At 45.1% G+C, this 12,967-nt stretch carries 14 protein-coding genes; 4 read left to right on the top strand and 10 right to left on the bottom strand.

Features of this window, described 5'->3' with window-relative positions:
• The first annotated feature begins 1,012 nt into the window (after positions 1-1,012).
• Positions 1,013-2,416: a hypothetical protein gene (locus H7F20_RS05875; RefSeq protein ID WP_185785178.1), complete on the top strand. Its 1,404-nt coding sequence runs from the start codon at positions 1,013-1,015 to the stop codon at positions 2,414-2,416.
• 389 nt (positions 2,417-2,805) lie between these two features.
• On the opposite strand, the gene H7F20_RS05870 is transcribed toward H7F20_RS05875, so the two are convergent.
• The 4 genes from H7F20_RS05870 to H7F20_RS05855 form a co-directional block, all read right to left on the bottom strand.
• Positions 2,806-3,537 (bottom strand): DUF6090 family protein, encoded by a 732-nt coding sequence (locus H7F20_RS05870; protein ID WP_185785177.1) that lies wholly within the window; start codon positions 3,535-3,537, stop codon positions 2,806-2,808.
• Between the two features lie 77 nt (positions 3,538-3,614).
• Positions 3,615-4,376: a DUF6090 family protein gene (locus tag H7F20_RS05865; RefSeq protein ID WP_185785176.1), complete on the bottom strand. Its 762-nt coding sequence runs from the start codon at positions 4,374-4,376 to the stop codon at positions 3,615-3,617.
• A gap of 157 nt (positions 4,377-4,533) precedes the next feature.
• The gene (locus tag H7F20_RS05860; RefSeq protein ID WP_185785175.1) at positions 4,534-5,322 is read right to left on the bottom strand and encodes a DUF6090 family protein; all 789 of its coding nucleotides are present in this window, start codon (positions 5,320-5,322) and stop codon (positions 4,534-4,536) included.
• A gap of 136 nt (positions 5,323-5,458) precedes the next feature.
• Positions 5,459-6,016: a hypothetical protein gene (locus H7F20_RS05855; RefSeq protein ID WP_185785174.1), complete on the bottom strand. Its 558-nt coding sequence runs from the start codon at positions 6,014-6,016 to the stop codon at positions 5,459-5,461.
• A gap of 206 nt (positions 6,017-6,222) precedes the next feature.
• On the opposite strand from H7F20_RS05855, the gene H7F20_RS05850 reads away from it, so the two are divergent.
• Complete coding sequence (locus H7F20_RS05850) at positions 6,223-6,639, top strand: hypothetical protein (RefSeq protein WP_185785173.1); 417 nt, start codon at positions 6,223-6,225, stop codon at positions 6,637-6,639.
• An 83-nt stretch (positions 6,640-6,722) separates the two neighbouring features.
• Here the strand turns inward: H7F20_RS05850 and H7F20_RS05845 are convergent, their stop codons facing one another.
• Complete coding sequence (locus tag H7F20_RS05845; RefSeq protein WP_185785172.1) at positions 6,723-7,181, bottom strand: hypothetical protein; 459 nt, start codon at positions 7,179-7,181, stop codon at positions 6,723-6,725.
• Positions 7,182-7,544: 363 nt separating this feature from the next.
• Between H7F20_RS05845 and H7F20_RS05840 the strand changes: the two genes are divergently transcribed.
• Together H7F20_RS05840 and H7F20_RS05835 are read left to right on the top strand one after the other, a co-directional pair.
• Complete coding sequence (locus tag H7F20_RS05840) at positions 7,545-7,928, top strand: hypothetical protein (RefSeq protein ID WP_185785171.1); 384 nt, start codon at positions 7,545-7,547, stop codon at positions 7,926-7,928.
• Positions 7,929-8,003: 75 nt separating this feature from the next.
• Positions 8,004-8,447 (top strand): hypothetical protein, encoded by a 444-nt coding sequence (locus tag H7F20_RS05835; RefSeq protein WP_185785170.1) that lies wholly within the window; start codon positions 8,004-8,006, stop codon positions 8,445-8,447.
• Here the strand turns inward: H7F20_RS05835 and H7F20_RS05830 are convergent.
• From H7F20_RS05830 to H7F20_RS05810, 5 genes are all read right to left on the bottom strand, one after another.
• Entirely contained in the window at positions 8,444-10,705 is a 2,262-nt protein-coding gene (locus H7F20_RS05830; protein ID WP_185785169.1) for a xanthine dehydrogenase family protein molybdopterin-binding subunit, read from the bottom strand. The genes H7F20_RS05835 and H7F20_RS05830 overlap by 4 nt on opposite strands.
• 21 nt (positions 10,706-10,726) lie before the next feature.
• Positions 10,727-11,188 carry a (2Fe-2S)-binding protein gene (locus tag H7F20_RS05825; protein ID WP_185785168.1) on the bottom strand — a complete coding sequence of 154 codons (462 nt, stop codon included), beginning with the start codon at positions 11,186-11,188 and terminating at the stop codon, positions 10,727-10,729.
• A 107-nt stretch (positions 11,189-11,295) separates the two neighbouring features.
• Positions 11,296-11,919 (bottom strand): flavodoxin, encoded by a 624-nt coding sequence (locus H7F20_RS05820; RefSeq protein WP_185785167.1) that lies wholly within the window; start codon positions 11,917-11,919, stop codon positions 11,296-11,298.
• An 11-nt stretch (positions 11,920-11,930) separates the two neighbouring features.
• Positions 11,931-12,368, bottom strand: a complete 438-nt coding sequence (locus H7F20_RS05815) for a nuclear transport factor 2 family protein (RefSeq protein WP_185785166.1) — start codon at positions 12,366-12,368, stop codon at positions 11,931-11,933.
• 28 nt (positions 12,369-12,396) lie between these two features.
• Positions 12,397-12,831, bottom strand: a complete 435-nt coding sequence (locus tag H7F20_RS05810; RefSeq protein ID WP_370588495.1) for a nuclear transport factor 2 family protein — start codon at positions 12,829-12,831, stop codon at positions 12,397-12,399.
• Between the last annotated feature and the right edge of the window lie 136 nt (positions 12,832-12,967).

Below are 12,967 nucleotides of genomic sequence, written 5' to 3'. Positions count from 1 at the left end.
CTTGCTCGGCATTTAAAAATAATGTTGAAATAGCCAGGATCTGCCGCTATGGCATAAACCTGTTGGCCTTAATTTACTTAATCAAAAGGGGGTTTCTCTGTGAAATATAATTAATTTTTGTCTAAGTTTTCTAAAACCAATTCTGAAGTAGCAGATGCGTTTAATTCCTGAGATGTATTATTGATTTCGATTGTCTCCCTGTGAGAGTTGGTGCTGTTAGGCCTTTGTCGATATATCCCTTGTTCGTAAGGATTTCACGGAGGTTATTGATTTCACGGACATTCTCATAAAATAGTTCGAGAATGGGAGCGTTCGGGGTACTAACCTCTTTTATATCTAATTGATATAGAGGAGGTTATTTTTTTATATACTTTTGTTTTCCACACATTTTCCACCAAAATTTATTTTTGCCCCTATTTTGATCTATAACGATGCAAACCACTAGAGCTAGAATGTAAGATTGTCAAAATTTTTATTAGAACATTGGAAATTATTAACCCCTCCCCCTTCAAAAATCCCGTTTTCCCTTGCAATTTGAACCCCACCTAATTTAATAAGGTACCAACGGTCTCTCGATTCCCAAATGCTACAAAACCTCCGACACCAACTAAACTCTAATTAGTATTCAAGTGATCAATCCAGAATATATATGGAATTAAATGTCTAAAAATAAAAGGGCTGTTTTATACAGCCTTTTATATAATATTGTTTAAAGAATAATCTTAGAAAGAGTAACAAACGCTTATACCATAGCGAAATGAAGGCAGGACTAATTTCTCTTTCAGGTCGGTGGCTTTAAATTCGAAGTCCGGATTAAACAAGCCCAAAAAACTATATTTCTCCAAAGCGGAATTTAAGTCCTCATAAAATTGATCCGGTGGCGGAATAACATCTCTTAATTTAAATTTGTAGAATCCAGCTCCGGCTCCGGCTATTAGGAAATCCAAATTCAGGTGATCCATGATTAAGGGGGTGTGAACAGGGTCCGCCAATATGGCAATTCATCCGTAATATGACCGTAGCAATACGTATTGTGTTTATCTATCTGTGTTTTAACGGTCTTTGCCAGGCGCAACAGGCGAATTATAAGTATGTGAATTTTGGTAATCGTTCCATTTTGCTTTCGGGCAATGTGACGGGTAGTGTGGATGATCTGGGCGTAACCTATTACAATCCTGGGCGCCTGACTGAAGTAGAGAATACAAAGTTTGCCATAAATGCCAAAGCCTACCAATTGTCTACTGTCAAGCTTGAAGGCGTTGTAATTGACGAGTCTACCTTGAGCTCCACCGATTTTGATGGTATCCCCACCATGGCCGGAGGCACGTTCAGTATGTTTGGAGAACGTTTTGCGTATTCCTTTTTGTCCCGTTCACGGATTGATATCAATTTGCGGTATAATACGGATGAAATCCCGGCTAAAATCCAGGAAGTTTTTCCTGATGCAGAAAAATACAAGACGCAAGTACGCCTGAACAGCAAGGTGAAAGACGAATGGATTGGGCTCACCTGGGCGACGAAATTAAGCGAGAGGTTCAGTTTTGGTATTTCGGCCTTTGGCTCCATATATGAATACAGAGGCGGGAGCGATTTAAACTATACCCTGCAAACTATAGACAATTCGGTAGCCTATTACGAAAACGTCATTGAATTCAGACAGAGTTCGTACGGCCTGATCCTGAAATTGGGGGCCAACTACAAATTGCCCAAATGGGATTTAGGGATAAATGTCAATTTACCCTATTTGGAACTGTATCAAAAAGGCCGGTATAATTACAGCGAGGTGTTGGCGGGTATCGATGCAGATACCGATAATTTTTATGACTACAATTTCGATGCCCTGGAATCTGACCGGAAAGAACCATTCGGAGTGTCGGTCGGAGCAGGTATTCCGATTAACAGGAGCAAACTCCATCTGAACCTGGATTATGTAAGTAGCATCAAGAAGTACTCCCGAATTGATATTCCGGCCATAGACATAGGAGGTGCCGCACCCACCCCAGTATTGTTCGATGAAGAAAGAAAGAACATCATTAACTTTGGTGTTGGCGCAAATATTTTCTTAACCGAACGCTTCCAAAGTTATCTGAGTTTTTCAACCGATTTTAACGGATATGTTTCCAACGCGAGCATCCTCGATTTATCAAGTGAAGGAGCCAAAGACATTAATACCGGGGAGGACTATTATCACATGAGTTTTGGTTTTGACCGAAAATTCAGCTGGGCTAGTTTTTTCATTGGGACAACCTATAGCAGAGGCGCTACTGATTTCCTGAAACCGAAGAATTTGACCAGTGTGGATGCTTCAGATACCACTGATGAATACGGTAAAATTACCCTGAGCAGATGGCAATTTGTAGTTGGTCTTGAAATTCCATTTATAGACAACAAGGTGGATAACCTTAAGGAGAACTAGAATCCATAGACGGGTTTTCTTTAAAAAAGCATTTTAAATTGAAAGGTATTTCTTTTTAAATTTCAACCGAGTCCAAAGGCATATTCCAAAATTGAGGTCATGTAACAATTCCGGTACAACGTGCATACGTTTCCCTACGTGTGCTCAAATACAAATTGATTCAATTACCTGGATTTTACAGCCGTACAAGTATCTGTAGTTGTATAGAAGTAGAATAGTTTACTTCCCGTCCCGGTTACTGTTAACGCCCATAATCAATTGATTTTGTAGGTTTTATTTTTTTATTGGTCACAAATAGTAACAAGAGTCAGATATTTTGGGATTAGGTCATCCCGAATTAGGCTGCAAGGATATAATACTCAGTGTTGAACGTTCGTTTGTTTATCCCTTCAATTTTTTTCCAATAGATTCAGCAGTTTTTCCGAGTGAGTCCTCATCTTATTGTTCTGGTCAGTTCGAAAATAAAAGACTCGCAATTCTGCCAGAGTTTTATTATTGAATAATCTGTATTGATCCGACCCTAAATCAAACCTCCAGTCTTTCATGTTTCTGAGTTCAGCCGTTGGAAATTCATTATAGGATACTAAGTCAATAGCATTTTCAAATTCAATATTGCTCAGCACCCATTTTTGCTCTACTTCTATTCTATTTTTTTCATAAAATTCCTGAATGGCTTTTAATTCCAGAATGGCTGTTTTCGCCTCTGAACTAAAGAGTGAAAGGTTTCCTGTATTAATAATTTCATCAATCGTATAGGCAATACTTTTGTAAACGCCGCCATTATATTGAATGTCATACATTCTTTGAATTACTGTATCGGCATCTCTGGTTGGATTTTTAAAGTAATTAATGTAGCTAAGAATTGTTCCAACTTTAGCGCTATTTAAGCTATCCAGCCCATTCAACATTTTTAAATCCTCCTTAAGTTCTGAAACAATGTTTTGTTCATACTTCAATAATTGTTGTTTCTGTTTGGAATACTCATTCGCATTGTTGATCTGAAGTGCAATTAATATCCCAATAACAACTAGTAGAATCTCCCCTATGGCATACAGCAGGTATTTGCGGAACTTATTTTCAGTAAGGAGTCTCTGGCGGAGCTGGCGAAAGAAGCGTAGCATGAAATGTAATTTTTTGTTCAGGCGTTCCGTAAGCGGGCTAAAGTGACAGCACGAGACCCTTTTTGGCGCCAGGATCGCTAGTTGGGGTTAATATTCGGATAATTGATTTTCAGCAGCTCCTGAAGCTCTCCGATCTTATCTAAACTCAATTCGAGAAGTACGTTAAAGGGCATAACCTCTCCTCCCATATTGTTTATAAGGTTATCAAATACCGGATCGACCAAAAGGGGCTCGTGGCTGATTTTCAGCGATTTATTTATATCATGGGCGCCAAGCGCCAGGTTCAGGTTCCTGAAGGAGTAATGGGCAATTAAATAGGGTTGCACCGCCTGCGTCCAGGTATCCTGATTGTATTTGAAGGCTTCCTCCAAGGCATCATATAAACCCGCAAGATTCATCATTTTCCCTATCAGGTCTTTTGAAGCGCTGAACTCGAACCTTCCGACACTCAGGACCCGGTCCAGTTTTTTCCGTTTCAAGCTGAAGCTGTTAAAATAGATCGCGCGAATCAAAAGGCTGTCAAATACCTTTTGCCCCAACTGTAGATTTTCGGTAACAAGCGTGTCCGAAAGGGCGCGGATGTGTTTACCCCTCTGTGCCCACTCCTCCTGCGTGGTTCTTAAATAGTCCCTATTCTCCAAAAGCTCCAAATAGACATCCCTTGCAATGAGAATTTCATTTTCCCTCTCCAAACGGGCCTCATTCCAGTTATTCACCTGCAAGGCAATGAGAATCCCAATCACCACCAGAAGAATCTCCCCAACCGCATATAGCAGATATTTGCTGAACTTGTTTTTAATAAGAAGGCGTTGACGGAGCTGGCGGAAAAAGCGGAGCATGGTTGAGGTTGGTTACCTGATCAAATTACGAAAAATAGTCGAGGGTGTCAGTTGGGTTTTTGCTCGCTTACAATCAGGCATGGTTGAATTAGCTACTCTATAATACAAGCCCAACAGACGGCCGGGGAAGTCGTTAATTTTAGCACAATAGTAGATGTTAGTCCTGCAATTCTTTTCTGATATCCCCCAGGATACTCTCAGCTTTCTTTTGCATATTGATCATTGTAATCTCCCTGTACCATCCCGAAATATTCCGTATGCGTATGAGGGAATAATGGTATTCGGAATCATTCTTTAATTTTTCAAAATCCAGGGGCCTGGCATAGCCTATCAGATCTCCCGGATTAAAATTGCCCCAGCTATCATAATTGTTCCTTTCTTTCCAGTCTTCATAGTTTGATTCCCAAAATCCATCAAACCGGGTATTCCAAACATTCCTGGAAGCTTCTAACAATTCGCGGGTATATATGTCCCTTTGTTTTGTCGTGAAGTCCGAAGTCCTGTAATAACCAATCAGATTTTGTCTTAATTCTTTATTGCTAATAATACTCCAGTCTTTGGAAGTAATCGATTCATAAGCGCTAAAGGTGAAAGGGGTATTCCAATCTGCCGAAATATTGCCAAAATGGTACATCAGGGAATCATTCCAGGGCAGATCTCTCTTCATATAATCCAAAATATAGTTTATCGAAGATTTAGATGAATTTGCCGCTGGAAGTGCCTTTTCAATGGCTGCCAGGTCATTTTCCAAATCAACTTTAAAACCATTCAGAAATTCCCTTTCCTGCACCCTCCTTAGTCTGTCTTCATTCCAGTTATTCACCTGGAGGGCCAGGAGTATACCTATTACCACTAATAAGACTTCTCCTATAGCATACACCAGGTACTTACTGAACTTATTATCAGTTAGAAGTCTTTGGCGAATTTGGCGGAAGAAACGAAACATGGTTGAGGTTGGTTACCTCATCAAATTACGAAAAAGTAGCAAACGGCTTGATATTGGGAAATAGAGAGGGTAAATCATTTTGAAAGTCAAGCTTTAGAGATAAAATCATGTTGATTTGGCTGGACTTCTATATGGATCAGTGTCGGGCTTCTTTCTGGCCGGTTTTTTGTGACCGGATGAAATTCTGGATTTCGGGTAAGAAAGACAAATAGGTATCCGTATCACCATTAATGATATACTCCTTTTTTGCCGAACCGGCACGTATTCCAATAAGAGCCCCTATGGTCCCCAGGCCCATCGCTCCTATGGCTGCCTTTTCTTCGGCATAAAAAGAAAAAAAGCCGGATCCCCTTGCATAGTCATCACCGGCCAAAAAACCAATGGTTGCACCCACCAGCGCGCCACTGCCAGCACCAATCAGGGCACCTCTGCCAACTTTGCCTTTTCGCCGTATTTTAATTAATTCAATGGCATCAGGGGTTAATTTTATCAAGGCAGAATCCTTAGACTGTACTACAAATGCATTTTCATCTGCAGCGTATGCCATTCCCTTGACCTGTGTTTCGTTGATCAAGCTAACCCAGACTTTATAGGTTCTTGCCATCTGGGCACTTACGGCACATGAGTTCAAAAAGAAACTGACTATCAGCACCAGGATTGTGAAATCACTCCGGTTTTCTCCGATTGTTTTCATTTGCTCAGAATTATTTCCGATTACAAATTCAAGATACCTCCATCCCATCAGAAGGGTGTCCGATTAAATGCCAGGAGCAAAATTCAGGACATAGCAAAACATTTCCAGGGTTAAATTGGGTTTCAAAAAAATGCTTTCACGCTTAGAAATCCTTAATTTCTAATGCACAGAAATACCCTGTTTAAAATGCTAATATCAATCACAATATGAAAAAAGTTCTGGTAATTTTTCTGGCAGTCCTTACCTCATCCTGTTCCAAGGAACTACAGGAACAGGCAGATGAATTGAAGGTCTCACCCCCTGCCTGGTTACATGGCAGTTGGAACAATAAGGATGAAGCTTCCGGAAACAAAGGGTGGAAATTTACCGCTGGTGCAGCAGTGCAAATTGATGCAGAAGGCAATGAAACAAATATTTTAGCCGGATTTTTTCTTCTTACCGCGTTAACCGGTGAAGAGGTTACCGTAGAAGAGTTTAACAGTCAAGGCTTTTATTCCATTCGCATTACTTCCGAAACATCTGCAGACAGGCGCTTTGATTTCTCCAGGATTTCAGATCAGGAAATGAGCTGGGATAATGCCCAGCCACTGAATATGCCAGAACGCTACCTGAAAATAAATTAAAACTTATGGGGATCGTTTAGATAGCTGTCTTCCCCGTTTTTATACCTGTTGATTGGAACTAACATAACATTTATGCCCCTCAATCAAAAGATGGTTCTTGACCAGGTGGTGAACGTGTATCTTAATTCTCCATTTACTTCCCGACATTCCTGATCCACGTCATAGTACATGATGCTAATATTCGGGTCGTCGGAAACCTCAATTTTAACAGTGTAAGTTTCCCTCGGAGTGGTGAACCTGTAATAGTCGTTTTCCAGAACCTCATATGTGCCACTGTGTTCCTCGACCAATTCTCCCTCTATATAGACCTCAAATTCACCAAAATCATAATGGTTTCTCACAATGTCCTGGACATCCAAAACTTCATTTGTTGTTTCGCCTGTCTCACACAGATAATCCTGTGTTGAAAGTAAGGTCCATTCACCTTTGATTGCCGAAGAAATATTTGTTCTCGGTTCAACCTCGGTCGTGTCTGAACATGAAATACCCATGACGAAGGATAACGAAACCAACAACCTGGAATAGAATTTTGTTTTGATCATACTTAAAGATTTTAATTGCAAAATGTTATGAGCTCGAAATATCCTTAATCTTCTGGATTCAAGTATTGCAAATTCGTCCATGCCTGTGTTCAAACTGAATCTCCATTTTGAAGGATGTAAAAAGAGGAATTTCCCAACCATCTATAAACCCCTTGGAACAAGAAATTTGCAGTAATAAACAAGCTAAAAGCAAAATACATGGGTAGTGGCGCATTCTGTATTTCTTTGAGATAATCGATATAGGATTCCAAAATCAATATAACCCTGTGAAGCATATTCACTGTCCGAATTTTTGTTCTGAGCAGGATATCGGACATCTCAGAGCAATCCCCTGGCTATCTTCATTTATGAAAATGAATCACCATGAAACAGCTAACCGGAAACCTCAACATTTGCGCTCTACTAATGACCACTCTGATCCTGTTCCAGAGCTGCGTGGTATACCATAAAACGCCCGTGTCATTTGAAGTAGCTGCTCAGGCTAAAACCAACAGCATGGTTGTTACTCCCGATGGAGCTATTGCCAGATATAAATACATCCTGCTGGAGAACAGTGAATATTTTGGGGTCAACAGAAAAGCGGGCGTCCAATTAAAAACACGTATTGAGGACCCTCAAGGCAACGAAGTTTACCTGAAGAATCAATCCAAATCCGACTGGGCAACCGTCGGTTTGATATTTGCCCCTGTCGCAGTTGGCTTTTTTGTTTTTGGCATCGTAATTCCGGTGATAGACTTCACCACCTAGCATCGTGATTTTTCCAATTACTTAAAACAATCGCAACTATTGTGCGGGCCAACTGAATTCTAATACTCTAGAATAATGGAAGTAATCAGGAAATATCTCGATTGCACAGTGCTGTTCATGAGCCTGTTGATCCTGTTCCAAAGCTGTACCGTTTACCAAAAACAATCCGTATCCCTGAAGGAGGCTGCTGAAGCGGACACTAAGACCAGGATTGTTATGGCAGATTGCAGGATCGTAAAATATAAATATATCACTTACAAGGATCAGGCCTACTTTGGGATCAGGACCGTCAAATTGGCCCCGACCAGAAGACCTGTTTCGGCCTATAACAAACCCACCGGCTCAGCTCCAAAGGAAGTGATCGCTGAACCATTGCGACCGGATGAAGTCAATGCTGTTAATCTAAGGAATAAAAAAGCTTCCAATTGGCTAACCGGGATCCTTATAGGTGTACCTCTTATTAGCTTATGGGTTTACATGATTACAGACTTTGCGTCCGGGGATTGGTTATATGATTAACCCACAATCCGCGGCTGGTCCGTGGCAAAGGGCTGGCGGTAATACCTCCTGCCGGTTGCCTTGTAAAGGGCATTGGCCAGGGCACCGGTAACCGGGGGGAAGGGCGGTTCGCCCAATCCGGTCGGGTCAATTTCGTTTTCCACGAAGTGGACCTCGATATTCTTCGGGGCCTCACTGTGGCGGATGATTTTGTAGGTGTCGAAATTGGTCTGGTCCGTGCGGCCGTCGCGGAAGGTCAGTTCCCCGTACATCGCATTGCCCACGCCATCCACGATCGCCCCCTCGGCCATGTTGGCGGCTGCATCCGGGTTGATCACAATCCCACAATCCAGGGCACAGACCACGCGTTCCACCTTGGGTTTGTTACCTTCCATCACCACGTCGATCACATGGGCGGCGTAACTGTTGTGGCAGAAGTAGGCGGCCACCCCGCGGTGCACCCCGGAAGGGGTCTGCCCCCAATCCGATTTGTCGCGGACCAGTTTCAGGACGCCGGCCAAACGGTCCGGGTCGTAGTCGTTGTTTTCGCCCACCGGGTTGTTCTTGGCGCGTTCAATCAGTTCCAACCGGAACGCGATCGGGTCTTTTCCGGCCAGCTCAGCCACTTCGTCCAGGAAGGCCTGTTCCACCCCGGCCATGAAGTTCGACCGCGGGGCCCGGAAGGCGCCTACGGTAATGTTGGAATTGATTTCCCACTGTTCGGCCAGGTAGTTGTCCACCGCCCCGGCCGGGAACCGGTTTGCAAACAATGGCGTCTCCGGGATACCTCCTGCCTTTACGTGGAAGGCCACCAGGTTGTTGTCCTTGTCCAGGGCTGCCCGGTAGGTGGCCTGGTAAGATGGGCGGTAAATACCGCAGGTCATGTCATCCTCCCGGGTGTACACCAGCTTGACCGGTGCCGACACCTGACGGGAAATCAGCGCGGCTTCAACCGCATAGTGCCCGTACGCCCTGCGTCCGAAGCCACCCCCCATCCGGGTGAGTTCGATGTCGATCTGCTCCTCGGGGATCCCGAGGCGCGCCGCCACAGTGGGCCGGGTAATGGCAGGGGCCTGCAGGGGTCCTGCAAGATGAGCCTTTTCCCCGGTCACATGGGCAAAAAAGCTCATGGGCTCCATACAGTTATGGGCAAGGAACGGACAGGTATAGGAACGCTCCAGTACTTTTTCGGCCGTCACAAATGCCTTTTCCGGGTTCCCGTCTTTGCGGGCAGTGGTCCCGGACCGGGACGCCATCTTTTCCATTTCGGCATAATGCGCGTCCGTACTCTCCAGGCCGCCGGGAACGGTTACTTCCATCTGGTTCCCGAAGCGATCCATGGTAAATCGGTAATCAGAAATGGGTTCCCATTCTGCCTGAACGGCCTTTTTGGCATTCATAACCTCCCAGGTGGATTTGCCGACGACAGCGACCAGGTCCGTGAAGGCGTTCGCATCAAAGTATCCCCGGGTAAAGCTATCTTCCAGCGTCTTGATCCGGAACACATCGACCACCCCGGGCATGGATAAGGCGGATGTGGCATCGAAGGATTTCAATTGCAAACCGAAAGCTGGCGGGTGGATCACCATGCCCACAAGGGCGTCTTCGTACTGATAATCAACACCGAATAGGGGTTTACCGGTGACGATTTTCCGGGTTTCCACGTCTTTTTTGGAGGTCCCAACGATGGTAAAGTCCTTTACTTCCTTCAGCGGTACCTCTTCGGGCACCTCCAGGGTGCCGGCCAGCGAAGCCAGTTCGCCGAAACCAGCCGTTTTCCCGGAGGCCTCATGTGCAACTACCCCATTGGAAACCTCAATTTCCTCAACCGGGACCTGCCAGGTCTGTGCTGCCGCCTGTTTCAGCATTTGTTTGGCAGTGGCCCCGGCCATGCGCAGGCCTTCCCAGCGGCGGCGGATGCCCTGGCTGCCCCCTGTGAACTGCCAGCCGTAAGATTCCGGGTCAAAATTGGCTTGTTCCACCAACACATCTTCCCAATCCACATCGAGTTCATCTGCCACGATCATGGGCATGGCCGTAATGACGCCTTGTCCAAATTCCGGGTTGGGAGCCATGATGGTCACCAAGCCGTTGTCCCCGATTTTCAGATAGGCATTGATCTCGAACCACTCTTTGGGCATTTCCCGCACGGCCATTTCTTTGGCTTCCCCGGGTTTGCAGGAATTGAACAGGCTGAACCCCAGAACCAGGCCTCCACCGGCCAGGCTGGTGTTCCGTATAAATGCGCGTCTTCCGATATGTGTCTTCATGGGTGTCATGGGTTCCAATTTTTTTCAAGTTCAGGCGTTATTCTGTGCGGCGAGTTTGATGGCTTTTTTAATCCGTACATACGTGCCGCAGCGGCAGATGTTCCCGTTCATGGCCCCTTCGATATCCGCATCCGACGGGGATGGATTGCTCTTGAGAAGCGCAGCTGCAGACATGATCTGGCCCGCCTGGCAATACCCGCATTGCGGTACATCCACCTCCAGCCAGGCCTGTTGGACGGGATGCTCCCCGTTTTCCGACAGCCCCTCAATCGTGGTTACCTGCTGGTTGCCCACTGAAGAAACGGGCAACATGCAGGAACGGGTGGCCACATCGCCCAGATGCACCGTGCAGGCACCGCATTGCGCGATCCCGCATCCGTATTTGGTGCCGACCAGTTTGAGGTGGTCTCTGAGCACCCATAATAGGGGCGTGGACGGGTCGGCTGCTACTTCCAGTTGTTTTCCGTTGATGTTGAGTGAATAACTTGCCATGATTTAAACCGATTTATATTAATATACTGAATTTTTGAACAGTGCCTAAGGCCCTTAACCAGGAGGAAATTTAATTGCTGACAGCTTTCGGAACTTTTCTTTCTTTATCAAAAACGCTTTACCCTTTTAATCTTTTCCAACCATTCAATAACATTCCGTTTGACCGATTCGCCATAGGATTCTTTCATCACAAAAAGGACCCCGTCTCGCTCAATTCCGCCTTTGGTGGAAAAAGCCTCCAACAATTCACTATCTGGGGCAAGCTTACGGATTGTGGCCAGGCTGCTGCCCATTCCATATCCCGCATTCGTGTTAAACGGGACAAGGGTCTTACCGCGGAAGTCGTACTGATGTAAAAAACTCTTCATGGGAGGAGGCAACTGCATCCCCCAGGTTGGGAAACCCAAAAATATGAGGTTGTATCGGGAGATATCCACCCAGGTCTTCAATTCCGGCAGGAACCCCGTTTCATTTTCCCGGGCCACCTGCCGAACAATCGCATCGTAATCCTCCGGGTACGGATCTTTCAATTCCAGGGCCAGCAGTTCACCCCCCACTTCATGATGGATGATTTGGGCCACAGCCCGGGTATTATTGGTTCTCGAGAGATAAACGATCAGTATGGAATCCGAATCCCGTTGCCATTCCCTGATCCCCTGGCTGTTTCCTTCCTGAGCGAAGGATCCGGCAGCGCAAACAAGCAGGCAGGTCAACAGGATATGAAATTTCATCTGGTACGTGCCTAATTGTCCCGGGTCAGCAATCGGGTAAAGGACAAATCTGCCAGTTTCCAGCCATTGGCCTCATGAACATAGACCTCTGTTACCATAAATGGATTGGTCACCTCGTTTCCTCCGACTTCGGCAAGCAGATCAATCCGGTTCAACAGAATGGCGGTTGAGCCTATAATATTTACCGTTACTTCGTGGATATCGGCTTTCTTGTACCAGATGCCCCCGCTTTCAATAACAGCCAATTCCCGATCTGTTCCCCAGGATCCCCCCATATGAACGAATTGTGCATCTTTATGGAATAAATCTGCAAGCTTGTCAACATCCTTCTCAGCCATCCATTGCCACTTGTCCTTCGATAGTTTCATGATTTCCTTCTCAATCGCATCGTTTTGGGCGAATGTCTGGCTCATAAGTACCATCATAATAAGCTTTATGATTGTCTTCATTTTCTTAAATAGCTATTTTTTAAAAGGGTTAATGCGCAATCTCATGGGTATCCCGGACGCTGCTGAAGGTCAGGGCCAACAGTTGCCACTGGTCCCCTTCCTTTTTGTAGGCTTCGGTCACTGTAAATTCATTGGAGACATCATTTCCCCGTACATGGGCCAGAAGGGTAATCCGGTTCCATAGGATGGCTGTATCCCCGAAAACCTCGACGGCCACATCGTGCACATCGGCTTGTTTGTACCAGATGCTGCCGGTTTCGATGATTTCGAGCTCCCGGTCCTTCTTCCAGGTCCCGCTCATATGGACGAATTTGGATTGATCGTGGAATAGCTTTGCGAGTTCCTCCACGTTCTTTTCCGCCATCCATTCCCACTTTGCTTTGGAAAGTTCCTTAATGGCCTGTTCCGTGGAAGCATCCTGTGCGAATGTCCATTGCGTGATGCACCCCAGACAAATAATCATCAGTGCTCTTAAATACGATGTCATGTTTCTTTTGTTTTGTTATTATTTTTAAAATTAAGCCGCTCTAAGTTCCCGGCTTCCCAAAGATATAAACCACTCATTTCATTGGACTTACCCGCATTACGGTTCTACCTAC

Origin of the sequence: Robiginitalea sp. SC105 (assembly GCF_014243345.1) — a bacterium.
In the GTDB taxonomy this organism is placed as follows: Bacteria; Bacteroidota; Bacteroidia; order Flavobacteriales; family Flavobacteriaceae; genus Robiginitalea.
Note: the sequence above shows the minus strand (reverse complement) of the source record. Positions and strands in the feature narration are given on the sequence as shown.